Below are 23,900 nucleotides of genomic sequence, written 5' to 3' on the forward strand. Positions count from 1 at the left end.
GGGTCAGATGTCGAGGGGGAGACGGGCGTTCACCAGGAAGCCGCCACCGGGCCGCGGCCCCGCCTCGGCGCTGCCGCCGCAGGCGGCCGCCCGCTCGCGGATGCCGATCAGCCCCCGGCCGCCGGGCAGCGCGTCACCGTGGGCGGGAGGCACGCCCCGGCCGTCGTCGGCGACCTCGACCTCCAGCGCCGGGCCCCGCACACCCACCCGCACGCTCACCCGCCGCGCACCGGCGTGCTTGAGCACATTGGTCAGCGCCTCCTGGACGATCCGGTAGGCCGCCGCCTGCACGTCGGCCGGCCCGTGCTCCTCGATCTCGGCCCGGACGGTGATGCCCGCGTCGCGGACCCGGTCGACCACCGCGGGCAGCTCGGCGAGGACGGGCTGCGGGGCGAGTTCGGGGCGGGCCCCGTCCTCCTTCAGCACGCCGAGCACCCGGCGGAGCTGGACCATCGCGTCCCGTCCGGAGTCGGCGATGGTGTCGAAGGTCCGGATCGCCCGGTCGGGGTCGCTGCGGACGACCAGCGGGCCGGCCTCGGCCTGGATGACCATCAGGGAGACGGCGTGGGCGAGGATGTCGTGCATCTCGCGGGCGATCCGGCCCCGCTCCTCGGCCACCGCCCGGCCGGCCTCTCCGGCGGCCCGGAGCGCGGCCTCCCGGGCGCGTTCCGCCTCGGCCCGGGCCCGTTCGGCCTCGACCCGGGCCCGGCGGCGCAGTTCGCGGGTGAGCGAGCCGAGGATGAAGCTTCCCACCGACATCAGCAGGCTGAACAGCATGCCGTTCGGCGAGCGGGTGCCCAGGATGTTGGCCGGCACCAGGATCGCCAGCATCAGCCAGCGCTGCCAGTCCCGGCCGCGGTCGGCGACGGTGTAGACGGTCAGCACCTGGTGCAGCGGGATCTGCGGCGCGACGGAGTGCGCGACGATCGACTGGGTCAGCGAGAACACTCCGCTGACCAGCCAGACGGTGAACGGCGCCCGGCGGCGCCAGGGCAGCGGCGCGGCCGCGGCGACCACCAGCAGGTACACCCACCAGGGCCATCCGCGGCCGTCGCAGAACACCGCCCAGACCGAGATCGCCGCTGCGGCCAGCGCGAGGCCGGTGTCCACCGGGTACGGAGCGGTCCGGCCGGGACCCGACCGCCACCGGTCGGCGAGGGCGGCCGTCCCCGCCCGGACGTACGCCGTCCACGCCCCCATCCCCGAACCTCCCCCGTGACCCGTCCCGGAACGATCATGTCGTACCGGCGGCGGCTCAGACACCTTCCACCGTCACGTCGCCCGTCCCGGTGCGGGCCGTGATGCTGCTCCCGGCGCCCGCCGAGCGGTCCACCGACACCTTCACCGCGCCGGTGTCGCTCGCGGAGTCCACCGCGTACGGGCGGCCCCCGGGCACCCGGACCCGGACGTCGCCGGTGCCGCTGACCGCCTCCACCCGGTGCACCCCGCCGTCGAGGGCCGCCGAGACGTCCCCCGTCTCGGCAGCCAGCCGGACCACCGGTGAACTCAGGGCGGCGGTGATCCCGCCGGTGCCGGTCCGGGCCTCCACCTCGCCGCTCAGGCCGGTCAGCCGGATGCTGCCGGTGGAGTCGTGCACCTTCACCACGGTGCCGGCCGGCACCCGGACCTCGTAGCCGACCCCGCAGTCGCCGTCCGGGCAGCGGTAGGAGAGGGTCAGCGTGCCGTCGGCCACGGTGTGGCTCGCCTCGGGGGCGGACTCCCGGTAGGTCTGCTGCTCGGTCACCTCGATCCCGGTGGCGCCGCCGGTGACCTCGACGTCCCCGGTCTCCCCCTCGATCACCAGGGTGCGCACCTGCTCGGTGACCCGGTAGCCGACGTCCCGCCGGTGGTCCTCGGCGAGGCAGCCACCCAGGGCGGCCCCGGCCAGCACGGTCACCGCCGCGTACAGCAGCACCTTGGCCAGTGGACGGTTCATGCGGTCCTCCCCCCGCGGCCGCCCGGACCGTCCGGACCGCCGCGGGGACCACACTGCCCGGTCGGGAGGCCCCTCCGGATCCCCCGCCGGAGCGGTCCTGCCGCCTCCCCCGCGCGGGGGAGGCGCACCGGGCGAGGACGCGGGAACGCCGCAGGGCGGCCGCCCCTCTCGGGGTGGCCGCCCTGCGGCGTTCAGGACCTGCGGACTCAGCCGGTGTACGGGCCGTAGTCGTAGTCGTCCAGCGGGACCGCCTGGCCGGAGCCGGCGCCGAAGGGCGACAGGTCGTAGTCGTCGTAGCCGACGGCCGAGTACATGGCGGCCTTGGCCTCCTCGGTCGGCTCGACCCGGATGTTGCGGTAGCGGGGCAGACCCGTACCGGCCGGGATGAGCTTACCGAGGATGACGTTCTCCTTGAGGCCCAGCAGCGGGTCCGACTTGGCGTGGATCGCCGCGTCGGTGAGCACCCGGGTCGTCTCCTGGAAGGAGGCGGCCGACAGCCAGGACTCGGTGGCCAGCGAGGCCTTGGTGATACCCATGAGCTGCGGACGGCCGGAGGCGGGGTGACCGCCCTCGGACACCACGCGGCGGTTCTCCTGCTCGAAGCGGCCGCGCTCGACGAGCTCGCCCGGGAGCAGCTCGGCGTCGCCCGACTCGATGATCGTCACGCGGCGGAGCATCTGCCGGATGATGATCTCGATGTGCTTGTCGTGGATCGACACACCCTGCGAGTTGTAGACCTTCTGGACCTCGGCGACCAGGTGGACCTGGACAGCACGCTGGCCCATGATGCGCAGGACGTCGTGCGGGTTGGTGGCACCGACGGTCAGCTTCTGGCCGACCTCGACCGCCTCGCCCTCGCCCACCAGGAGCTTGACGCGCTTGGAGACCGGGTAGGCGATCTCGTCGCTGCCGTCGTCCGGGGTGACGACGATCTTGCGGGTCTTCTCGGTGTCCTCGATCCGGACGCGGCCCTGCGCCTCCGAGATCGGGGCCACACCCTTGGGGGTGCGGGCCTCGAAGAGCTCGACGACACGCGGCAGACCCTGGGTGATGTCGTCACCGGCCACACCACCGGTGTGGAAGGTACGCATCGTCAGCTGGGTGCCGGGCTCACCGATGGACTGGGCGGCGATGATGCCGACCGCCTCACCGATGTCGACCAGCTTGCCGGTGGCCAGCGAGCGGCCGTAGCACATCGCGCAGGTGCCGACCGCCGACTCACAGGTGAGGATCGAGCGGGTCTTGACCTCGCTGATGCCGTGCCGGATCAGCTCGTCGATCAGCACGTCGCCGAGGTCCGTGTTGGCCGTGGCCAGCAGCTTGCCGTCGACCGTGATGTCCTCGGCGAGCATTCGGGCGTAGACGCTGGTCTCGACGTCGTCGGCCTTGCGCAGCACGCCGTCGGCGCCCACGGAACCGATCGACAGCTTCAGGCCGCGCTCGGTGCCGCAGTCCTCCTCGCGAATGATGACGTCCTGGGAGACGTCGACCAGACGACGGGTGAGGTAGCCGGAGTCGGCGGTACGGAGGGCGGTGTCGGCGAGACCCTTACGGGCACCGTGGGTGGAGATGAAGTACTCCAGCACGGACAGGCCCTCGCGGAAGGACGCCTTGATGGGACGCGGGATCGTCTCGTTCTTGGCGTTCGACACCAGACCGCGCATACCGGCGATCTGACGCATCTGCATCATGTTTCCGCGAGCACCCGAGTCGACCATCATGAAGATGGGGTTCGTCTTCGGGAAGTTCACGGCCATGGCCTCGGCGACCTCGTTGGTCGCCCGGGTCCAGATGCCGACGAGCTCGCTCTTGCGCTCGTCGTTGGTGATCAGACCGCGCTCGTACTGCTTCTGGACCTTCTCCGCCTGCGCCTCGTAGCCCTCGAGGATCTGGGGCTTGCTCGGCGGGACGATGACGTCCGAGATCGAGACGGTGACACCGGAACGGGTCGACCAGTGGAAGCCGGACGCCTTCAGGTTGTCGAGCGTCGCGGCGACGACGACCTTGGGGTAGCGCTCGGCCAGGTCGTTGACGATGGCCGACAGCTGCTTCTTGCCGACCTCGTAGTCGACGAACGGGTAGTCCTCGGGCAGCAGCTCGTTGAAGAGCGCGCGGCCCAGGGTGGTGGTGATACGGAAGGGCTCGCCCTCCGTCCAACCGGTCTGGCCGTCGGTCCACTCCGGGTCGACGGGCGGCTGCCAGCCGCGCGGCGGAACCGTGCCGGCGGGCATGCGCAGGTCGATCGAGGCCTGGACGTCCAGCTCGCGGGCGTCGAAGGCCATGATCGCCTCGGCGGTCGAGGAGAAGGAGCGGCCGGCGCCCTTCACCTCGTCGCGGTCCGAGGTGAGGAAGAACAGACCGAGCACCATGTCCTGGGTCGGCATGGTGACCGGACGGCCGTCGGCCGGCTTGAGGATGTTGTTCGAGGACAGCATCAGGATGCGGGCCTCGGCCTGCGCCTCCGCGGAGAGCGGCAGGTGGACGGCCATCTGGTCACCGTCGAAGTCCGCGTTGAACGCGGTGCAGACGAGCGGGTGGATCTGGATGGCCTTGCCCTCGACCAGCTGCGGCTCGAAGGCCTGGATGCCGAGGCGGTGCAGGGTGGGCGCACGGTTCAGCAGGACGGGGTGCTCGGCGATGACCTCTTCGAGGACGTCCCACACGACCGGGCGGGCGCGCTCGACCATGCGCTTGGCCGACTTGATGTTCTGCGCGTGGTTCAGGTCGACCAGGCGCTTCATCACGAACGGCTTGAAGAGCTCCAGCGCCATGGCCTTGGGCAGACCGCACTGGTGCAGCTTGAGCTGCGGGCCGACGACGATGACCGAACGGGCCGAGTAGTCGACGCGCTTGCCGAGCAGGTTCTGACGGAAACGACCCTGCTTGCCCTTGAGCATGTCGGACAGCGACTTCAGCGGACGGTTGCCGGGGCCCGTGACCGGGCGGCCGCGGCGGCCGTTGTCGAAGAGCGCGTCGACGGCCTCCTGGAGCATGCGCTTCTCGTTGTTCACGATGATCTCGGGGGCACCGAGGTCGAGGAGGCGCTTCAGGCGGTTGTTGCGGTTGATCACGCGGCGGTACAGGTCGTTCAGGTCGGAGGTCGCGAAGCGGCCACCGTCCAGCTGCACCATCGGACGCAGGTCCGGCGGGATGACCGGCACGCAGTCCAGCACCATGCCCTTGGGCTTGTTGGTGGTCTGCAGGAACGCGGAGACGACCTTGAGGCGCTTGAGCGCACGGGTCTTCTTCTGGCCCTTGCCGGTGCGGATGATCTCGCGAAGGCGCTCGGACTCCTCCGCCAGGTCGAACGACTCCAGGCGGTCCTTGAGCGCCGCGGCGCCCATCGAGCCGGAGAAGTACGTGCCGAAGCGGTCGCGCAGCTCGCGGTAGAGCAGCTCGTCGCCCTCCAGGTCCTGGACCTTGAGGTTCTTGAAGCGGGTCCACACCTCGTCGAGGCGGTCCAGCTCGCGCTGGGCGCGGTCGCGCAGCTGCTTCATCTCGCGCTCGGCGCCCTCGCGCACCTTGCGGCGGACGTCGGCCTTCGCGCCCTCGGCCTCCAGCTCGGCCAGGTCGGACTCGGCCTTCTTGGCACGGCCTTCGAGGTCCGCGTCGCGGCGGTTCTCGATCTGCTGGCGCTCGACGGAGACGTGCGCCTCCAGGGACGGGAGGTCGCGCTGGCGGCGCTCGTCGTCGACCCAGGTGATCATGTAGGCGGCGAAGTAGATGACCTTCTCGAGGTCCTTCGGCGCCAGGTCCAGCAGGTAGCCCAGGCGGGACGGGACACCCTTGAAGTACCAGATGTGGGTGACCGGGGCGGCCAGCTCGATGTGGCCCATCCGCTCGCGGCGCACCTTGGCGCGGGTCACCTCGACGCCGCAGCGCTCGCAGATGATGCCCTTGAAGCGGACGCGCTTGTACTTACCGCAGTAGCACTCCCAGTCCCGGGTGGGGCCGAAGATCTTCTCGCAGAAGAGGCCGTCCTTCTCGGGCTTCAGGGTGCGGTAGTTGATGGTCTCCGGCTTCTTGACCTCGCCGTGGGACCACTGGCGGATGTCGTCGGCGGTGGCCAGGCCGATACGGAGCTCGTCGAAGAAGTTGACGTCAAGCACTGGTCGTCAAGCCCTCTTTCGTGAATCGAGAGTTTGTCTGTGGTCTGAGGGGGGCCTGGGGGCGGGCCGGCTGCTCCTGCTCACGAGGAGCAGCCGGCCCGGCCTCCGTCAGACCTCTTCGACGCTGCTCGGCTCGCGCCGGGACAGGTCAATGCCGAGCTCCTCGGCCGCACGGAAGACGTCCTCGTCGGAGTCCCGCATCTCGATGGACTGGCCGTCCGAGGACAGCACCTCCACGTTGAGGCAGAGCGACTGCATTTCCTTGATGAGCACCTTGAAGGACTCGGGAATGCCGGGCTCGGGGATGTTCTCGCCCTTGACGATGGCCTCGTAGACCTTCACGCGGCCGAGGACGTCGTCGGACTTGATGGTGAGCAGCTCCTGCAGCGCGTACGCGGCTCCGTACGCTTCGAGGGCCCACACCTCCATCTCACCGAATCGCTGACCACCGAACTGCGCCTTACCACCGAGCGGCTGCTGGGTGATCATCGAGTACGGGCCGGTCGAACGGGCGTGCAGCTTGTCGTCGACCAGGTGGTGCAGCTTCAGGATGTACATGTAGCCGACCGAGACCGGCATCGGGAACGGCTCGCCGGAGCGGCCGTCGAACAGCCGGGCCTTGCCGGTGGAGTTCACCAGGCGCTCGCCGTCGCGGGTGAGCGTGGTGTTGTCCAGCAGGCCGGTGATCTCGTCCTCGCGGGCGCCGTCGAAGACCGGGGTGGCGAGGTTGGTGCCACCGACGACTTGGTCGGCGCCGATCTCCTGCAGGCGCTGGGCCCACTCGTCGGCGAGGCCGGAGACGTCCCAGCCCTGCTGGGCGAGCCAGCCGAGGTGGATCTCCAGGACCTGTCCCGGGTTCATTCGGGACGGGACGCCCAGCGGGTTCAGGATGATGTCGACCGGGGTGCCGTCCTCCAGGAACGGCATGTCCTCGACCGGCAGGATCTTGGAGATGACGCCCTTGTTGCCGTGACGGCCGGCGAGCTTGTCACCGTTGGTGATCTTGCGCTTCTGGGCGACGTAGACGCGGACCAGCTGGTTCACGCCCGGGGGAAGCTCGTCGCCCTCCTCGCGGTCGAAGACGCGGACGCCGATGACCTTGCCGGACTCGCCGTGCGGCACCTTCAGCGAGGTGTCGCGGACCTCGCGCGCCTTCTCACCGAAGATCGCGCGGAGCAGGCGCTCCTCGGGGGTCAGCTCGGTCTCGCCCTTCGGGGTGACCTTGCCGACCAGGATGTCGCCGGTGACGACGTCGGCGCCGATCCGGATGATGCCGCGCTCGTCGAGGTCGGCGAGGACCTCCTCGGAGACGTTCGGGATGTCCCGGGTGATCTCCTCGGGGCCCAGCTTGGTGTCACGGGCGTCGACCTCGTGCTCCTCGATGTGGATCGAGGAGAGGACGTCGTCCTGGACGAGGCGCTGCGACAGGATGATCGCGTCCTCGTAGTTGTGGCCCTCCCACGACATGAACGCCACGAGGAGGTTCTTGCCGAGCGCCATCTCGCCCTGGTCGGTGCACGGGCCGTCGGCCAGCACCTGGCCGGCCTCGACGCGGGCGCCCTCGTCCACGAGCACCTTCTGGTTGAAGGAGGTGCCCTGGTTCGAGCGGGTGAACTTGGCGGCGCGGTACGTGGTGTACGTGCCGTCGTCGTTGGCCACGGTGACGTAGTCGGCCGAGACCTCCTGCACCACACCCGCCTTCTCGGCGGTGATGACGTCGGCGGCGTCGACCGCGCAGCGGTACTCCATGCCGGTGCCGACCAGCGGGGCCTCGCTCTTCAGCAGCGGCACCGCCTGGCGCATCATGTTCGAGCCCATGAGCGCGCGGTTGGCGTCGTCGTGCTCGAGGAAGGGGATCATGGCGGTCGCGACCGACACCATCTGGCGCGGCGAGACGTCCATGTAGTCGATCTCGGTGCCCGGGATGTAGTCGATCTCGCCGCCGCGGCGGCGGACCAGGACGCGGGGCTCCGCGAAGTGGAGGTCGTTCGTCAGCGGGGCGTTGGCCTGCGCGATGACGTAGCGGTCCTCCTCGTCGGCGGTGAGGTAGTCCACCTGCTCGGTGACCACACCGTCGACGACCTTGCGGTACGGCGTCTCGATGAAGCCGAACGCGTTGACCCGGCCGTACGAGGCGAGCGAGCCGATCAGACCGATGTTCGGGCCTTCCGGCGTCTCGATCGGACACATGCGGCCGTAGTGCGAGGGGTGCACGTCACGGACCTCGAAGCCGGCCCGCTCACGGGACAGACCACCGGGGCCCAGCGCGGACAGGCGGCGCTTGTGGGTCAGGCCCGACAGCGGGTTCGTCTGGTCCATGAACTGCGACAGCTGGCTGGTGCCGAAGAACTCCTTGATGGAGGCGACGACCGGCCGGATGTTGATCAGGGTCTGCGGCGTGATGGCCTCGACGTCCTGGGTGGTCATGCGCTCGCGCACGACGCGCTCCATGCGGGCGAGACCCGTACGGACCTGGTTCTGGATGAGCTCGCCGACGTTGCGCAGGCGCCGGTTGCCGAAGTGGTCGATGTCGTCGACCTCGATGACGATGTCGCGGCCCTCGTCGTCGCGCCACTCGGTCTCGCCGGCGTGCAGCTTCACCAGGTACTTGATGGTGTTGATGATGTCCGGCTCGGTGAGCACGCCGGAGTCCAGGGACTCGCCGTTGCCGAGCTTGCGGTTGACCTTGTAGCGGCCGACCTTGGCCAGGTCGTAGCGCTTGGGGTTGAAGTAGAGGTTCTCGAGCAGGGTCTGCGCGGCCTCACGCGTCGGCGGCTCGCCCGGACGCAGCTTGCGGTAGATGTCGAGCAGCGCGTCGTCCTGGCCCTGGGTGTGGTCCTTCTCCAGGGTGGCGCGCATCGACTCGTACTGGCCGAACTCCTCGAGGATCATCTCGTTGGTCCAGCCGAGGGCCTTCAGCAGCACGGTGACCGACTGCTTGCGCTTGCGGTCGATGCGGACACCGACCATGTCGCGCTTGTCGATCTCCATCTCCAGCCAGGCACCGCGGGAGGGGATGATCTTGGCGGAGTAGATGTCCTTGTCGGACACCTTGTCCAGCGAGGAGTCGAAGTAGACGCCCGGGGAACGGACCAGCTGCGACACGACGACGCGCTCGGTGCCGTTGATCACGAACGTGCCCTTGTGGGTCATGAGCGGGAAGTCGCCCATGAAGACCGTCTGGGACTTGATCTCGCCGGTCTCGTTGTTGGTGAATTCGGCGGTGACGAAGAGCGGGGCCGCGTAGGTGAAGTCGCGGTCCTTGCACTCGTCAATGGAGTTCTTCGGCGGCTCGAAACGGTGGTCGCGGAAGGTCAGCGACATCGACCCGGAGAAGTCCTCGATCGGCGAGATCTCCTCGAAGATCTCCTCCAGACCGGACTTGGTGGGGACGTCCTGACCGTTGTCCAGCGCCTCCTCGACCCGGGACTTCCAGGCCGCATTGCCGAGCAGCCAGTCAAAGCTCTCGGTCTGCAGGGCCAGGAGGTTCGGGACCTCGAGGGGCTCCTTGATCTTCGCGAACGAAACGCGGAGCGGGGCGGTGGATGCGGCGGAATTGTTCGAGGCGTTGCGCGGCGCGGCCAAGAGGGGGGTCCTTCCGAGGGCTCGGAGCTCACTACGCGCGTACCGGCCGGGCCGAGACGGGACCGGTGCCACCACCGGGACCACCGCCGACCCGGGAGAAGAATCCCCAGGTCAGTACCGGTTCACGGAGGCGGAGCCAGACCCCTTCAGGGCAGCGCAGACTCCGGGCGACGAGTCACGGAGCAGCTAACAGGCAGCGCAAAGGGACAGTGTAGCCAAAGGCGACACTGCTGACAAGCCCTGATTCGGAGACCGAATCGGACGCTCCCTCCGGTCGCATCCCGTGCGCCTCCGGCCCCCGCCGGGGAGCCGTGCCGCAGGGGGTGCCCTGCCCTCGTACAACCGACGGCCCGGGCACTCCCGGGCCACCGCACCTCTACCCGGAGTCACTTCCCGCTGGGGCCACCGAATATGCATCCGGAGCCGCTCCAACCGGGGCGGACGTGCCGAGCGCGGCGCGCGCCTTGAGAATCGCGCGCCCGCTGCCGTTCGTCAAGGCCCCCACCGGAGTGCGGACCTCGCCTGCCACATCGTCGGCGGCCCGGGGAGCGTTACAGATCCCGTGGTCGGAGCCGCCCGCGAGGACAGTGATCACCCTACCGGCCGCCACCGACAGTGGCCGAGCGCACAACGGGCGGGCCCTGTGCAGGTGTCCGGAAGGAGCGGGCGCTCACGGCCGGCCCGGACGCACCGGGCCCCGGAGACGCGAAGAGGCCGGGCCCGCCATCCTTGCGGATGGCCGGCCCGGCCCGCGTTCCCTGCCCCCTCAGCGGGGGCGTGGAGGCACTTCCCGGCCCTCAGGGCCGGGGAGGGGTCACTTGACGGTGACCTTGGCGCCCGCGCCCTCGAGCTGCGCCTTGGCCTTCTCGGCGGCCTCCTTGTTGACCTTCTCGAGAACCTTGGCACCAGCGGTGTCGACGAGGTCCTTGGCCTCCTTCAGGCCGAGGGAGGTCAGGGCGCGCACCTCCTTGATGACCTGGATCTTCTTGTCACCGGCACCGTCGAGGATGACGTCGAACTCGTCCTGCTCCTCGACAGCGGCCTCGGTGGCGGCCGGGCCGGCGATGCCGGCAACGGCGACCGGGGCGGCAGCGGTGACGTCGAACTTGTCCTCGAAGGCCTTCACGAACTCGGAGAGCTCGATGAGGGTCATCTCCTCGAACTGCGCGAGCAGCTCGTCCTGGGTCAGCTTCGCCATGATTGGCGTCCTTCCACTAAATCGGCAGGTGGTGCCGGATGTACGGATTGGCGGGCGTACTACGGGCCCGCTAGAGGGCGGGAGTGATTACTCCGCGTCCTCGGCGGGAGCCGGCGTACCGGCACCGCCCTGCTCGACCTTGTCGCGCAGCGCGTCCACGGTGCGGACGAGCTTCGACGGCAGGGCCTGGAAGACCGCGGCAGCCTGGGAGGGCTTGGCCTTCAGGGCACCCGCCAGCTTGGCGAGCAGCACCTCGCGGGACTCGAGGTCCGCGAGCTTCTTGATCTCATCGGCGGACAGCGCCTTACCGTCAAGGACACCGCCCTTGATGATGAGAGCGGGGTTGTCCTTGGCGAAGTCACGCAGAGCCTTCGCCGACTCCACCGGGTCACCGGTGACGAAGGCGACTGCCGTCGGGCCGGCGAACAGGTCGTCCAGCTCGGAGATCCCGGCCTCATTGGCCGCGATCTTGGTCAGCGTGTTCTTCACCACGGCGTACTCGGCGTTCTCACCCAGCGAGCGACGCAGGGTCTTGACCTGCTTCACCGTGAGACCGCGGTACTCGGTCAGCAGCGCCGCGGAGGAGCCACGGAACTTGTCCGTGATCTCGGCGACGGCAGCAGCCTTGTCGGGCCTTGCCATAGGCTTACGCCTCCTTCCGTGATGTCGAAGTCGGGCCGACCTTGGAGCAGTCGACCATTCAACGCCTCGACACGCCGGTTCGAAGGAAGCCTCAGCAGAAACGATGAGAGCCCCGGTGCGCAGGCGCACGGGGCTCTGAAAGACCTCGACGTCCGGCGCGACGAATCACGACGGGCGGAAGTCCAAGCTCCAAACACTCCTGCGCGGGCTGCCTGCGACGAGTCGCAGATCCTTCGGTCGCCCCGCCCCCGAAAGGAAGCGGACGACAACCAGCGGTCTTCGGCAGGCACCACCGTACTGGACTCCAGGCGCATCGACCAAATCGGGCGATCGCTACAGCGGAGGCAGGCTCCGGTCCCCCGCGTCGGCGGTGTCGGACTCCGCCGGCGCCTGCACCGAGAGCGGGCCGCCGAACTCGTCGAAGCGCAGCGTGTCGGAGACCCGCTCGGCCGCGCCGGAGCCGGTGCGCTGCAGCTGGACGGGCTGGTCGCGGTCGTTCAGCCACACGTCGAGGGTGATCACCCCGCCGTCCCCGAGCGCGGTACGCAGGGCGGCCCGCCGGGCGGTCGGCAACTGGGTCTGCGCCTCGGCGTAGTCGGCGACCGTGGTGGCGACCCGGTAGTGCACGACCGCGGTGCCGTCGATCTCCTCCTCGCCGATCCGCCCGGGCGCCGGGGCGGCCACCGCCGCGGTCAGCGCCACCACCGGGTTGAGCCGGTCGACGGTGCCGGCGTACGGGACGGCGCGCTGGCCGTCGGCGCCGGGCACGCCGGTGAACTTCTCCCAGTGCCGCCCGCCGAGCCGGCCCGCGGTGGCGGCGTCCCCGCCGCGGTAGGCGGTGGTGTCCAGCACCACGACCTCCTCGGTGGTGCCGGGGCGCTTGAGCTGCAGCACCGTCTTGGGCGCCCAGAAGAGCAGGCCCGCGACCGTGTCCGAGCCGAGGTTGCCGCTGAAGCGGGCCCGCCGGGCACCGTGCACGGCCAGCTGGGCGGAGAGCAGCACGCCGTGCGGCGACCGGTCGGTCGGGGTGGCCAGCACGGTCGGGTCGGCGGAGGCGCTCGGCGAGGCCGCGGGGGCGCCGCCGGAGCCGCTGCCGCAGGCGGTCAGCAGCGCGGCCAGTGCCGCGGCCACCGCCGCCCGGCGCACCGCCCGTCCCGCCATCCCCGCCTCCTCGCCCGTCCGTGCCCTCGTCCGCTGCCCTTCACCCTGCCATGCCCGCCGCCGCGGCGTCCGGCCGCCCCTGACCCCGGCCTTGGTGCGCGCCGGCGCCGGCGCGCACCAAGGCCGACGGGCCCGCACCCCCGGTGGGGGGTGCGGGCCCGTCGGTGCGGACTGCGCGGTGCGCCCAGGACGCGGCTACTGCCGGAGCACGGTGGCTCAGACGGCGGCCGGGTCCTCCTCGACGAGGAGGTTGCGGGTGCGGTTCGGGTCCACCTGGACGCCCGGGCCCATGGTGGTCGAGAACGCGATCTTCTTGATGTAGCGGCCCTTGGCGGCGGCCGGCTTGGCCCGGAGGACCTCCTCGAGCGCGGCGCCGTAGTTCTCGACCAGCTGCTCGTCGGTGAAGGAGGCCTTACCGATGATCAGGTGCAGGTTCGAGTGCTTGTCGACGCGGAACTCGATCTTGCCGCCCTTGATGTCGTTGACGGCCTTGGCGACGTCCGGGGTGACGGTGCCGGTCTTCGGGTTCGGCATCAGGCCACGGGGACCGAGCACGCGGCCGAGGCGGCCGACCTTGCCCATGAGGTCCGGGGTGGCGACGACGGCGTCGAAGTCCAGGCGACCCTTGGCAACCTCGTCGATCAGCTCGTCGGAGCCGACGATGTCGGCGCCGGCAGCACGCGCGGCCTCGGCACGGTCACCGGTCGCGAAGACCAGGACCCGAGCGGTCTTACCCGTGCCGTGCGGGAGGATGACGGTGCTGCGGACCATCTGGTCGGCCTTGCGCGGGTCGACACCCAGGCGCATGGCGACCTCGACGGTCGAGTCGAACTTGGTGGTCGAGGTCTCCCGGGCGAGGCGGACGGCCTCGAGCGGGGCGTAGATGCGGCTGCGGTCGACCTTGGCGTCCGCGGCCTTGAGGGCCTTGCTGCGCTTCACTGCTGCTCCTGAAGGTGATGGAGTTCGTGGTGGGAACGGGCCGCGCTGGGCCCTACCACGGGGACGACTGGGCTGATCAGCCCTCGACGGTGATGCCCATCGACCGGGCGGTGCCGGCGATGATCTTCGACGCGGCGTCCAGGTCGTTGGCGTTCAGGTCGGGGAGCTTCACCGTGGCGATCTCGCGGACCTGGGCAGCCGTGAGCTTGGCGACCTTGGTCTTGTGCGGCTCGCTGGAGCCCTTGTCGATGCCGGCGGCCTTCAGGATGAGGCGCGCGGCCGGCGGCGTCTTCGTGATGAAGGTGAAGGTGCGGTCCTCGTAGACCGTGATCTCCACCGGCACGATCATGCCGCGCTGCGACTCGGTCGCGGCGTTGTAGGCCTTGCAGAACTCCATGATGTTGACGCCGTGCTGACCCAGCGCGGGGCCGACCGGCGGGGCCGGGTTCGCCGCACCGGCGTTGATCTGGAGCTTGATAAGCCCCGTGACCTTCTTCTTCTTGGGAGGCATGTCTCTCCGGGTCCTTCCGAGAGGTGATTTCGGTGTGGGCATCGGCCGGGGCGACACCCGGCCGCCAGCACACACATCGGACCAGGCTAACCGCTGATGCGGTCCTGGACCAAAACGGATTCGGGGCGGGGCCTGCGCCCCGCCCCGAATCCGAAGATCTGCGTCAGTTCTTCTGGATCTGGTCGAACGACAGCTCGACCGGGGTCTCGCGGCCGAAGATCTCGACCAGGCCCTTGACCTTCTTCGAGTCGGGGTTGATCTCGTTGATGGTCGCCTGCAGGGTCGCGAACGGACCGTCGGTGACGGTGACCGAGTCGCCGACCTCGAAGTCGAGCACCTGGACCTCGACCGGGCGGACCGGGGACGCCTTGCCGGCCTCCTTGGCCGCGGCGCGCTCGACGTCCGGGGCGAGCATCTTGACGACCTCGTCCAGCGTCAGCGGGTACGGGTCGTAGGCGTTTCCGACGAAGCCGGTGACGCCCGGGGTGTTGCGGACGACGCCCCAGGACTCGGCGTCCAGCTCCATGCGGACCAGGACGTAGCCGGGGAGCTTGTTCTGACGGATGGTCTTGCGGTCGCCGTTCTTGATCTGGACGACCTCTTCCTGCGGCACGGCCGACTCGAAGATGCGGTCCTCGACGTTCAGCGAGACGGAGCGCTGCTCCAGGTTCTGCTTCACGCGGTTCTCGTACCCGGCGTAGGTGTGGATGACGTACCACTCGCCCGGCGCGAGGCGGAGCTTCTCGCGGAACTCGGCGACCGGGTCGCTCTCCTCCGCCTCCGCCTCCTCGGCCTCGGCGGTGAACGCCTCCTCGGCGGCGGCCTCGGTCTCGGCGACCTCGTGCAGCGCGGCGGCCTCGGCCGGCTCGCCCGCCTCCGCCTCGTCCGCAGCCTCGACCTCGTCCTCGTCGGCGTCGGCGGCGTCGAGGATCTGCTCCGCAGCCTCGGCGTCGGCGGCCTCGGCCGCGACGTCCGCGTCGCGGACGGTCTCGTCGGCGTCGTACAGGGGGGACTCAGACACGGGCGCTGCTTCTTTCCTGGGATGTGTAACGGATACCTCAACAGTACCGAGTCAACGGTAGCTGGCCCGCCCGCTCGGCGCCGAAAGCCCGAACCGGTCTCCCGTCCCAGGGGGGCGGGGCACCGGCGTCAGGTGCGCGGGACGGGTCGGGCGGGTGTCCGGACGTCGCTCACCGGCCGGTCGGGCCGGAGGCGTCCGCGGAGGAAAGTCGCGCCGGGTCGGGCGCGGGGGTCAGCCGAAGACCAGCAGGCTGAGCTTGGCGAAGGCGGTGTCGAGGCCGTAGACCACGAGCATGATCGTGACGACGAAGACGACGACGACGGTGGTGTACTGGAGCAGCTCGCCGCGGCTCGGCCAGACGACCTTGCGGAGCTCGGCGATGATCTGGCGGTAGAAGACCGCCATGCGGGCGAAGAGGCCCTTCTTGCCGCGCTTGCCCGACTTGCGGTCGCCGCCCTGTGCCTTGCGGGCCCGCTTGCGGTCGCGGCGGGAGAGCGCCTCGTCAGGCGTGGCGGCAGCGCCGTCGGCACCCTCGGGGTTGCCGCTCTCAGGCGTTGCGGTGGAGCCCGTGGTCTCCGTCACTCGTCCTCACCTGAATCCGGGTCCTGCCGAGAAGCGTGCCCGGGTGGGCGCGCCGGTCCGGCGAAGTGCATTGCTTGACGGGGCCCTCTCCGCATCAAGCCCGCTCGCTCTGTGGAGCGAACGGGCTCGGTACGAAAAAAGCAGCAGGGCACGAGGGACTCGAACCCCCAACCGCCGGTTTTGGAGACCGGTGCTCTACCAATTGAGCTAGTGCCCTACGGTGCCTCGCGGCCCCGGAGTCGACCCCAACCTACCGCATCCGGACCGGTGCGTGGTGTACGCATCGGCGCTGCGGTCCGTGGGGGCCATCGGTCGTCGAGCATACGGGTTCCGAGGCGTTTGGTCGAACCTCATTTCCCGACGGCCCCGTCGCGGTCCCCGCCGCCGGGCCTGCACGGACACATCGTGGGACGCCCGGTACGCATGCTGGAACCGTCCTGCCCGGGCGGTGCCCACTCTGCGACGATGCAGGCATGAGCGCTTCCACCCCCGCCAACGTCCGTCCCGCCGACCGCCGGGTGTCCGCCCGGATCGGCGCCATCGCGGAGTCCGCCACGCTCGCCGTGGACGCCAAGGCCAAGGCCCTCAAGGCGGCCGGCCGCCCCGTCATCGGCTTCGGTGCGGGCGAGCCCGACTTCCCGACCCCCGGCTACATCGTCGACGCCGCCGTCGCCGCCTGCCAGGACCCGAAGAACCACCGCTACACCCCGGCCGGCGGTCTGCCCGAGCTCAAGGCCGCGATCGCCGCGAAGACGCTGCGCGACTCGGGCTACGAGGTGGACGCCTCCCAGGTGCTCGTGACCAACGGCGGCAAGCAGGCCATCTACGAGGCCTTCGCCGCGATCCTCGACCCGGGCGACGAGGTCATCGTGCCGGCGCCGTACTGGACCACCTACCCGGAGTCGATCCAGCTCGCGGGCGGTGTGGCGGTCGAGGTCGTCACCGACGAGACCACCGGCTACAAGGCCTCGGTGGAGCAGCTGGAGGCGGCCCGCACCGGGAACACCAAGGTGGTGCTCTTCGTGTCGCCCTCCAACCCGACCGGCGCGGTGTACACCCGCGAGGAGGCCGAGGCGATCGGCCGCTGGGCGCTGGAGCACGGCCTGTGGGTGCTCACCGACGAGATCTACGAGCACCTGGTCTACGGGGACGCCGAGTTCACCTCGCTGCCGGCCCTGCTGCCCGAGCTGCGTGACAAGTGCGTCGTGGTCAACGGCGTGGCCAAGACCTACGCGATGACCGGCTGGCGGGTGGGCTGGCTGATCGGCCCGCAGGACGTGGTGAAGGCCGCGACCAACCTGCAGTCGCACGCCACCTCCAACGTCTCCAACGTCGCGCAGGTGGCCGCGCTGGCCGCGGTGGCCGGTGACCTGTCGGCCGTCGACGAGATGAAGGCCGCCTTCGACCGCCGCCGCCGCCTGATCGTGAAGATGCTCAACGAGATCGACGGCGTGGTCTGCCCCGAGCCCGAGGGCGCCTTCTACGTCTACCCGTCGGTCAAGGGCCTGCTGGGCAAGGAGATCCGCGGCCGGCGCCCGGCCGACTCCTCCGAGCTCGCCGCGCTGATCCTGGACGAGGCCGAGGTCGCGGTCGTCCCGGGCGAGGCCTTCGGCACCCCCGGCTACCTGCGGCTGTCGTACGCGCTCGGCGACGCCGACCTGGTCGAGGGCGTCACCCGGATCCAGCGCCTGCTGGCCGAGGCCCGCGACTGACGCTCGCCCGGACCTGGCGGACCGCCCCCTGACACCTCGTTGAAACTCATTCTTTCGAGGGATGTTCTGGGGGCGGTTCCCGTTCGCCGCCGGAATGCGGCAGGATCGGTGGATGGATCGCCTTTCAGCCCCGCGTGACGTCGCCCTCCTGCCCAAGGCCCACCTGCACCTGCACTTCACCGGGTCGATGCGCCCGGCCACGCTGCTGGAGCTGGCGGACAAGCACGGGGTGCGGCTGCCGGAGGCACTGAGCTCGGGCGAGCCCCCCAGGCTGCGGGCCACCGACGAGCGCGGCTGGTTCCGCTTCCAGCGCCTCTACGACACCGCCCGCTCGGTGCTGCGCGACGAGTCCGACATCCGGCGCCTGGTCCGCGAGACCGCCGAGGACGAGCGGCGGGACGGCTCCCGCTGGCTGGAGATCCAGGTCGACCCGACCTCGTACGCGCCGCGGCTCGGCGGCCTGATCCCGGCGCTGGAGCTGATCCTCGACGCGGTGCGGGAGGCCTCGGCGGCCACCGGGGTGGGCATGCGGGTGGTGGTCGCGGCCAACCGGATGAAGTCCCCGATGGACGCGCGCACCCTCGCCCGGCTGGCCGTCCGCTACACCGACCGCGGCGTGGTGGGCTTCGGCCTCTCCAACGACGAGCGCCGCGGGTTCGCCCGGGACTTCGACCGCGCCTTCGAGATCGCCCGCAACGGCGGCCTGCTGGCCGCCCCGCACGGCGGCGAGCTGTCCGGGCCGGAGTCCGTCCGGGACTGCCTGGACGACCTGGGCGCCGGCCGGATCGGGCACGGCGTGCGCTCCGCGGAGGACGCACGGCTGCTGGAGCGGCTCGCCGCGAAGGGCGTCACCTGCGAGGTGTGCCCCTCGTCCAACGTCTCGCTCGGCGTCTACGAGCGCGCCGAGGACGTGCCGCTGCGGACGCTCTTCGACGCCGGGGTGCCGATGGCGCTCGGCGCGGACGACCCGCTGCTCTTCGGCTCCCGGCTGGCCGCCCAGTACGAGCTCGTCCGGACGGTGCACGGCTTCGCCGACGCCGAGCTGGCCGAACTGGCGCGGCAGTCGGTGCGCGGCTCGCTCGCGCCCGAGTCGGTGCGCAAGGAGCTGCTGGCCGACATCGACGGCTGGCTGGCCGGCGCGGGGGCCCCGGCCGACCGGGCCGGGCTAGAGGGCGACGCCGACCATCACCGGCTCGTTCACCAGCTCCACGCCGAAGGCGGCGCGCACGCCGTCGCGGACCTCGCGGGCCAGCGCCAGTAGGTCCGCGGTGGTGGCCGAGCCCCGGTTGGTGAGCGCCAGGGTGTGCTTGGTGGAGAGGGTGGCCGGGCCGGTGCCGTACCCCTTGGTGAAGCCGGCCTTGTCGATCAGCCAGGCGGCGGAGGTCTTGGTGCAGCCGTCGGGTGCGGGGAAGGCGGGGGCGGCCAGGCCGTCGAGCCGGGCGGTGAAGGCCGCGTACTGCTCGGCGGTGAGCACCGGGTTGGTGAAGAAGGAGCCGGCCGACCAGGTGTCGTGGTCCTCCGGGTCCAGCACCATGCCCTTGCCGGCCCGCAGCTTGAGCACGGTGTCGGCGGCGGTGGCGAGGTCGACCCGCTCCCCCGGCCCGACGCCGAGCGTGCGGGCGACCTCGGCGTACTTGACCGGGGAGGACAGTCCGGCGGCGTCCTCCAGGTCGAAGCGCACCCGCAGCACGACGTAGCGGTGCGGGTCCGCCTTGAAGCGGCTGTGCCGGTAGGAGAAGGCGCACTCGGCGTCGGTCAGGGTGACCGTCTCCCTCGCTTGCCGGTCGTAGGCGACGACCTCGGTGATCGTCTCGGCGACCTCCTGGCCGTACGCGCCGACGTTCTGCACCGGGGTGGCGCCGGCCGAGCCGGGGATGCCGGCCAGGAACTCGACGCCGGCCAGGCCGGCCCCGACGGTGCGGGCCACCGCGTCGGCCCAGACCTCGCCGGCGGCCAGCTCCAGGCGGGTGCCGTCCAGCGCGAAGCCGCGGGTCGCGATCCGCAGGACGGTGCCGTCGAAGCCGGCGTCGCCGATCACCAGGTTGGAGCCGCCACCGAGCAGGAGCAGCGGCTCGCCGGCCGCGTCGGCCTCGCGGACGGCCGCGACGACCTCGTCGTCGGTGGTGGCCGTGACGAGGCGGCGGGCGGGGCCGCCGAGCCGGAGCGTGGTCAGCGGGGCGAGCGGGGCGTTCTGGAGTACCTGCACGCCCACCACGGTATACGGGGCCGCGGCCGGCCCGGCGCGGGTGCCCGCGGTTCCCGGGCGGACACCGATAGTGGAGACGTATGCTATCCATATTGGTCCGCCGCCCGCCGCGCGGACCGTCCGACCCTCGACCAGACGGGACGCCATGCGCATCGGAGAGCTGAGCCGGCGGACCGGGGTGCCGGTTCCGACCATCAAGTACTACCTGCGGGAGGGGCTGCTGCCCGGCGGCGAGCTGACCAGCCCGAACCAGGCCCAGTACGGCGAGCCCCACGTGCACCGGCTGAAGCTGGTGCGGGCGATGGTCGAGGTCGGCAAGCTCTCGGTGGCCGCGACCCGCGACGTGCTGCAGGCGATCGACGAGCCCGGCAACAGCCTGCACCAGGTGCTGGGCATCGCCCAGGCCGCCGTCACCCCGGCGGTGACCCCGGCCGACCCGGACGCCTGGGAGGGCGCGGAGAAGCTGGTGGAGGAACTCGTCGAGCGGCACGGCTGGGAGGTGAAGCCGGGCAACCCGGCCCGGCAGGCGCTGGCCCAGCTGGTGGTGACCCTCCGGGACCTCGGGCAGGACGACCTGCTCGACGTCTTCGACGACTACGCGGCCGCCGCCGCGCGGCTCTCCACCGCGGAGCTGGCGCTGATCGGCCGCCGCGAGGGCCTGGACAGCAAGGTGGAGGGGGCGGTGCTGGGCACCGTGCTCGGCGACGCCCTGATCGGGGCGATGCGCCGGCTCGCCCAGGCGGACGCCTCGCACCGCGCCTTCGAGGCCGCCCGCGACTGAGCCCGTGAACGCCGCAGGCCCCCGGACTCCCGGGGGCCTGCGGCGTTCGTGTCGTGCGGCCCGTCAGGCGTTGACGGGGGCGGGCTCGTCCGCGGGGACGGCCGCGGCCGGCTCGGCGGCCGGGCGGGGCGGACGCGGGATGAACAGGGCGCAGACTCCGCCGAACACCACCACCGCGACGCCGACCCAGACCGCGGGGTGCAGGCCCTTGACGAACTCCTGGGCGTTCGCCGGGCTGCCGTACTCCAGGAAGACGCTGCTCAGGACGGCGATGCCGAGCGCGCCGCCGATCTCCCGGACGGTGGTGTTGGCGCCGGAGGCCTTGCCTCGGTGCTCGAGGCCGACCGCGCCGAGCACCACGGCCGCGGTCGGGGCGATGGCGAAGCCCATGCCGGCCCCGGCCACCAGCATCGCGCCGACCAGGTGGGAGTAGGGGGTGTCGTCGGTGGCGGCCAGGTTGATCCAGGCGAGGCCGGCGGCCTGCAGGAAGAGGCCGAGCGCCATCAGCCGTCCGCCGCCGACCCGGTCGGTCAGCGCGCCGGCGACCGGGGCGATGAACATCGGCATCAGGGTCCAGGCGAGGGTGAGCACGCCGGCGTGCAGCGGGGTCCGGTAGGGCGCGATCTGCAGGTACTGGGAGAGGAAGAAGATCGAGCCGAAGACGCCGAAGTACATCGAGGCGGAGACGACGTTGGTCAGGGTGAAGGCGCGGACGCGGTAGAAGCCGAGCGGGAGCAGCGGGTGCTCGACACGGCGCTCCCAGAGCACGAAGGCGGTCAGCAGGATTGCGGCGGCGGCGAAGGCGCCGAGGATGCGGCCGTCCGTCCAGCCGTCCTCGCTGCCGTTGACGATGCCCCAGACCAGGGCGAGCAGGCCGGCCGAGGCGAGCAGCATGCCGAGCAGGTCGAGGCCGGCGCGCTCGCCGCGGCTCTCCTTCAGCACCTTGAGGACGAACGGGACGGCGAGCACGCCGACCGGCACGTTGATCCAGAAGATCCACTCCCAGGCGAGGCCGTCGACGACGGCGCCGCCGACCACCGGGCCGAGCGCGATGGCGAGGCCGCTGACCGCGCCCCACAGGCCGAGGGCGAGGCTGCGCAGCCGCTCGGGGACGGCCTGCGAGAGCAGGGTCAGCGAGAGCGGCATGACGGCGGCGGCGCCGAAGCCCTGGACGGTGCGGGCGGTGATGAGTTCGGCGCTGGTGTCGGCGAGGCCGCAGGCGATCGAGGAGAGCGTGAAGATCGCGATGCCGATGACGAAAACCTTCCGGCGTCCGAAGCGGTCACCGAGCGCGGCACCGATCAGCAGCAGGCAGGAGAAGCTGAGGACGTAGGCGTTGACGAACCACTGGAGGTCGCGGGTGTCGGCCTGGAGGTCGACGGCCAGGGTGCGCAGGGCGGTGGAGACCACCAGGTTGTCGAGCGCGACCATGAACATCGGCACGCTGCAGGCGACGATCGACAGCCAGAGCGGGACGGTGCGGCCGCCGCCCTCGGCGGGGAGGCCCCCGGCCGGGACGGACCGCAATCCTGTCGAGGACATGACAGATTTCTCCTTCGGTCGTGGCGCAGCGGATCGGCCACGGCAGATCGGTCACGGCGGGGCGGGGTCCGGGCGGGCCGGGGTGCGGCCCGCCCGGGAGGAGCGGCGGCGGTCAGGCCCCGGCGGCGCCTTCGGCCGGGGCGGCGTCGGCCTGCCGCTGCTCGGCGAGCCGGCGCCTGGCCTCGGGCCAGGTGATCGGGAGCTCCTCCACCGGCACGTCCCAGAAGGTGAAGGTGGAGTTGTCCATGGTCGACCGCAGCGAGGTCATGATCGAGTAGTGCGGTTCGGCCTTGGCATAGGCGTAGAGCGCCTCCCGGGACTCCCAGGCGGAGAGCGTCCAGAAGGTGCGCTTGAGCGGCTGGGCGATGAGCGAGGCGCCGACGGCGCCCGGCGCGGTGCGGACCTGCCGCCAGGCGGCCAGCGACTTCCAGAAGAAGCGCGGCACGTCGGCGAGCGAGCGGACCTCGAAGCGGGAGGCCATCACCACGGCCCGGGTCTGCGGCCGAGGAGCGTTCGGGGTGGTCCAGGGGAGCGTAGGCATGGGGTCAGCCTTCCTCGGCCGCCGATCGGCGAACCCCGCACGAGGGCCCGCCGAAACCGATAGTGGAACCTTGCGCTATCCACTATAGAGAGTGGCGCTTTCCAATGCCAGCTCTTTCGGGGAACGCCTCAACGGCCGAGCTCCCGCAGCAGCTGCTCGGCCGCCTCCAGGCCGGAGGAGAACGCCGCCTCGTGCGAGCCGATCTGGTCCCAGTGCAGCTGCTTGGAGTGGAAGTAGGAGCCGCAGAGCTTGATCCGGGTGCCCTCGTTGACCCGGTAGACGGTCTTCTGCAGGGTGCGCAGGTCGAGGTCGATCACCGGGTGCTCGTAGTGCAGTTCGCGGATCACCGACTCCTCGCGCACCGGAAGCGGGCAGTCCAGCGTGACGACGTAGTCCTTCGCCGACTCGAAGCCGTGCAGCCGGTTCATGTAGTAGGCGACGTACGGGCGGACCTCCCCGTCCACCACGACCTTGCCGTAGTTCCAGTTGTCCCAGCGGGAGCGGTCGGCGGGCATCACCGCCGGGTCGGTGTGCAGCACCGCGACGGAGGAGTTGTAGCGGATCCGGGCCAGCGTCTCGCGCTGCAGCGGGCTGGGCTCGGTGAGCAGGGCGCGGGCCTGGTCCCCGTGCGCGGCGACCACCACGTGGTCGAAGCGCTCGGCGCCGGAGGCGGTGGTGACGGTGGCCCCGTCCGGCTGCTCGGTGACCGACAGCACCCGCTCGCCGAGCCGCAGCTTGGGGTCGATCGCGGTCAGCGCCTTCCGCACGTACTGGACCGAACCGCCCTCCACCGTCCGCCAGTCGACACGCTGCCCGCCGAGGCCGCCCTCGTCGTGCGCCATGAAGAAGGCGATCACCGTGGTGGCCGGCATCTCCCAGATCAGCTCGGCCGGCACCGACCAGACCGCCGTGCACAGCAGGATCACGTAGCCGTACCGGAACTCGGCGCTGTAGCCGCCGCGGTCCAGGTACTCCCCCAGCGGCAGGTCGGTGCGCTTGCGCAGGAAGTCCTTGCGGCCCTCCTGGTGGAAGCGCCGGGCCTCGCTCCAGATGGTGCGGAACTCCGCCGGGTAGCGGGCCAGCACCTCCTCCTCGGGCAGCGCCATCTCGGCGGTGCCGTACTGCAGGCCGGTGTCCAGGTCGAAGAAGTTGAAGCCGCCCTCGTGCCGGCGGGTGGCGACGCCCAGCTCGCCGAAGAAGCGGCTGAGGTTGGGGTAGCTGGGCTCGTTGAAGACCACGAAGGCGGTGTCGATGCCGAGCACGCGGCCCGCGTCCTCGACCTCGATCGTGTGGGCGTGGCCGCCGACGCGGTCGTCCTGCTCGAAGAGGGTGATCTCGGCGTGCTCGCGGAGCCGGTACGCAGCGGACAGGCCGGCCACGCCGGCGCCGACGACCGCGACCCGGGGCTTGGCGGTTGCAGACATGAGGGGTCCT

At 71.0% G+C, this 23,900-nt stretch carries 18 protein-coding genes and 1 tRNA gene; 3 read left to right on the plus strand and 16 right to left on the minus strand.

The window, feature by feature from the left end:
* Nucleotides 1-3 precede the first annotated feature (3 nt).
* The 12 genes from IE98_RS0103140 to IE98_RS0103195 all read right to left on the minus strand — a co-directional run bounded on the left by IE98_RS0103140 (nucleotide 4) and on the right by IE98_RS0103195 (nucleotide 15,901).
* Complete coding sequence (locus IE98_RS0103140) at nucleotides 4-1,200, minus strand: sensor histidine kinase (protein WP_030263614.1); 1,197 nt, start codon at nucleotides 1,198-1,200, stop codon at nucleotides 4-6.
* Nucleotides 1,201-1,255: 55 nt separating this feature from the next.
* Nucleotides 1,256-1,936, minus strand: coding sequence for a hypothetical protein (locus IE98_RS0103145; protein ID WP_030263616.1), 681 nt, complete (start codon nucleotides 1,934-1,936; stop codon nucleotides 1,256-1,258).
* Between the two features lie 206 nt (nucleotides 1,937-2,142).
* Nucleotides 2,143-6,045, minus strand: a complete 3,903-nt coding sequence (locus tag IE98_RS0103150) for a DNA-directed RNA polymerase subunit beta' (protein WP_030263617.1) — start codon at nucleotides 6,043-6,045, stop codon at nucleotides 2,143-2,145.
* A gap of 108 nt (nucleotides 6,046-6,153) precedes the next feature.
* On the minus strand, nucleotides 6,154-9,630 hold the full coding sequence (gene rpoB, locus IE98_RS0103155) for a DNA-directed RNA polymerase subunit beta (protein ID WP_030263619.1): 3,477 nt from the start codon (nucleotides 9,628-9,630) through the stop codon (nucleotides 6,154-6,156).
* A gap of 814 nt (nucleotides 9,631-10,444) precedes the next feature.
* The gene (gene rplL, locus IE98_RS0103160) at nucleotides 10,445-10,828 is read right to left on the minus strand and encodes a 50S ribosomal protein L7/L12 (RefSeq protein WP_030263621.1); all 384 of its coding nucleotides are present in this window, start codon (nucleotides 10,826-10,828) and stop codon (nucleotides 10,445-10,447) included.
* Nucleotides 10,829-10,915: 87 nt separating this feature from the next.
* A complete protein-coding gene (rplJ, locus tag IE98_RS0103165) occupies nucleotides 10,916-11,470 on the minus strand; it encodes a 50S ribosomal protein L10 (protein ID WP_030263622.1) in 555 nt (184 codons plus the stop codon).
* 333 nt (nucleotides 11,471-11,803) lie between these two features.
* Nucleotides 11,804-12,631 (minus strand): hypothetical protein, encoded by an 828-nt coding sequence (locus tag IE98_RS0103170; RefSeq protein WP_030263624.1) that lies wholly within the window; start codon nucleotides 12,629-12,631, stop codon nucleotides 11,804-11,806.
* A 216-nt stretch (nucleotides 12,632-12,847) separates the two neighbouring features.
* Nucleotides 12,848-13,570 carry a 50S ribosomal protein L1 gene (gene rplA / locus IE98_RS0103175; protein ID WP_030263626.1) on the minus strand — a complete coding sequence of 241 codons (723 nt, stop codon included), beginning with the start codon at nucleotides 13,568-13,570 and terminating at the stop codon, nucleotides 12,848-12,850.
* Between the two features lie 76 nt (nucleotides 13,571-13,646).
* Nucleotides 13,647-14,081 carry a 50S ribosomal protein L11 gene (gene rplK / locus IE98_RS0103180; RefSeq protein ID WP_030263630.1) on the minus strand — a complete coding sequence of 145 codons (435 nt, stop codon included), beginning with the start codon at nucleotides 14,079-14,081 and terminating at the stop codon, nucleotides 13,647-13,649.
* 163 nt (nucleotides 14,082-14,244) lie between these two features.
* The gene (gene nusG, locus IE98_RS0103185) at nucleotides 14,245-15,102 is read right to left on the minus strand and encodes a transcription termination/antitermination protein NusG (protein WP_030263631.1); all 858 of its coding nucleotides are present in this window, start codon (nucleotides 15,100-15,102) and stop codon (nucleotides 14,245-14,247) included.
* Between the two features lie 231 nt (nucleotides 15,103-15,333).
* Complete coding sequence (gene secE / locus IE98_RS0103190; protein ID WP_030263633.1) at nucleotides 15,334-15,684, minus strand: preprotein translocase subunit SecE; 351 nt, start codon at nucleotides 15,682-15,684, stop codon at nucleotides 15,334-15,336.
* Between the two features lie 144 nt (nucleotides 15,685-15,828).
* Nucleotides 15,829-15,901 (minus strand) — tRNA-Trp (locus tag IE98_RS0103195).
* Nucleotides 15,902-16,157: 256 nt separating this feature from the next.
* Between IE98_RS0103195 and IE98_RS0103200 the strand changes: the two genes are divergently transcribed.
* Both IE98_RS0103200 and IE98_RS0103205 read left to right on the plus strand, forming a co-directional pair.
* The gene (locus tag IE98_RS0103200) at nucleotides 16,158-17,396 is read left to right on the plus strand and encodes a pyridoxal phosphate-dependent aminotransferase (protein WP_030263637.1); all 1,239 of its coding nucleotides are present in this window, start codon (nucleotides 16,158-16,160) and stop codon (nucleotides 17,394-17,396) included.
* Nucleotides 17,397-17,508: 112 nt separating this feature from the next.
* Nucleotides 17,509-18,657: an adenosine deaminase gene (locus IE98_RS0103205; protein WP_078660737.1), complete on the plus strand. Its 1,149-nt coding sequence runs from the start codon at nucleotides 17,509-17,511 to the stop codon at nucleotides 18,655-18,657.
* Here the strand turns inward: IE98_RS0103205 and IE98_RS0103210 are convergent.
* Nucleotides 18,562-19,602 (minus strand): UDP-N-acetylmuramate dehydrogenase, encoded by a 1,041-nt coding sequence (locus IE98_RS0103210; RefSeq protein ID WP_030263643.1) that lies wholly within the window; start codon nucleotides 19,600-19,602, stop codon nucleotides 18,562-18,564. The two genes, IE98_RS0103205 and IE98_RS0103210, sit on opposite strands and share 96 nt — an antisense overlap.
* Nucleotides 19,603-19,747: 145 nt before the next feature.
* Between IE98_RS0103210 and IE98_RS0103215 the strand changes: the two genes are divergently transcribed.
* Nucleotides 19,748-20,383, plus strand: a complete 636-nt coding sequence (locus tag IE98_RS0103215; RefSeq protein WP_030263645.1) for a MerR family transcriptional regulator — start codon at nucleotides 19,748-19,750, stop codon at nucleotides 20,381-20,383.
* Between the two features lie 63 nt (nucleotides 20,384-20,446).
* Here the strand turns inward: IE98_RS0103215 and IE98_RS0103220 are convergent, their stop codons facing one another.
* The 3 genes from IE98_RS0103220 to IE98_RS0103230 all read right to left on the minus strand — a co-directional run bounded on the left by IE98_RS0103220 (nucleotide 20,447) and on the right by IE98_RS0103230 (nucleotide 23,890).
* The gene (locus IE98_RS0103220) at nucleotides 20,447-21,925 is read right to left on the minus strand and encodes a DHA2 family efflux MFS transporter permease subunit (protein ID WP_052390056.1); all 1,479 of its coding nucleotides are present in this window, start codon (nucleotides 21,923-21,925) and stop codon (nucleotides 20,447-20,449) included.
* 112 nt (nucleotides 21,926-22,037) lie between these two features.
* Entirely contained in the window at nucleotides 22,038-22,466 is a 429-nt protein-coding gene (locus tag IE98_RS0103225) for a DUF3291 domain-containing protein (RefSeq protein WP_030263648.1), read from the minus strand.
* Between the two features lie 128 nt (nucleotides 22,467-22,594).
* Complete coding sequence (locus tag IE98_RS0103230) at nucleotides 22,595-23,890, minus strand: NAD(P)/FAD-dependent oxidoreductase (protein WP_030263653.1); 1,296 nt, start codon at nucleotides 23,888-23,890, stop codon at nucleotides 22,595-22,597.
* Nucleotides 23,891-23,900 lie beyond the last annotated feature (10 nt).

It is taken from the genome of Streptomyces sp. NRRL B-24484, from assembly GCF_000717715.1.
Lineage (GTDB): Bacteria > Actinomycetota > Actinomycetes > Streptomycetales > Streptomycetaceae > Kitasatospora.

Coding starts and splice junctions, on each gene's coding strand:
- IE98_RS0103140 (WP_030263614.1), bottom strand. CDS start 1,200: ATGGGGGCGTGGACGGCGTACGTCCGGGCGGGGACGGCCGCCCTCGCC.
- rplJ (WP_030263622.1), bottom strand. CDS start 11,470: ATGGCAAGGCCCGACAAGGCTGCTGCCGTCGCCGAGATCACGGACAAG.
- IE98_RS0103220 (WP_052390056.1), bottom strand. CDS start 21,925: ATGTCCTCGACAGGATTGCGGTCCGTCCCGGCCGGGGGCCTCCCCGCC.
- IE98_RS0103205 (WP_078660737.1), top strand. CDS start 17,509: ATGGATCGCCTTTCAGCCCCGCGTGACGTCGCCCTCCTGCCCAAGGCC.
- IE98_RS0103215 (WP_030263645.1), top strand. CDS start 19,748: ATGCGCATCGGAGAGCTGAGCCGGCGGACCGGGGTGCCGGTTCCGACC.
- rplL (WP_030263621.1), bottom strand. CDS start 10,828: ATGGCGAAGCTGACCCAGGACGAGCTGCTCGCGCAGTTCGAGGAGATG.
- IE98_RS0103145 (WP_030263616.1), bottom strand. CDS start 1,936: ATGAACCGTCCACTGGCCAAGGTGCTGCTGTACGCGGCGGTGACCGTG.
- IE98_RS0103230 (WP_030263653.1), bottom strand. CDS start 23,890: ATGTCTGCAACCGCCAAGCCCCGGGTCGCGGTCGTCGGCGCCGGCGTG.
- IE98_RS0103170 (WP_030263624.1), bottom strand. CDS start 12,631: ATGGCGGGACGGGCGGTGCGCCGGGCGGCGGTGGCCGCGGCACTGGCC.
- rplK (WP_030263630.1), bottom strand. CDS start 14,081: ATGCCTCCCAAGAAGAAGAAGGTCACGGGGCTTATCAAGCTCCAGATC.
- IE98_RS0103200 (WP_030263637.1), top strand. CDS start 16,158: ATGAGCGCTTCCACCCCCGCCAACGTCCGTCCCGCCGACCGCCGGGTG.
- IE98_RS0103225 (WP_030263648.1), bottom strand. CDS start 22,466: ATGCCTACGCTCCCCTGGACCACCCCGAACGCTCCTCGGCCGCAGACC.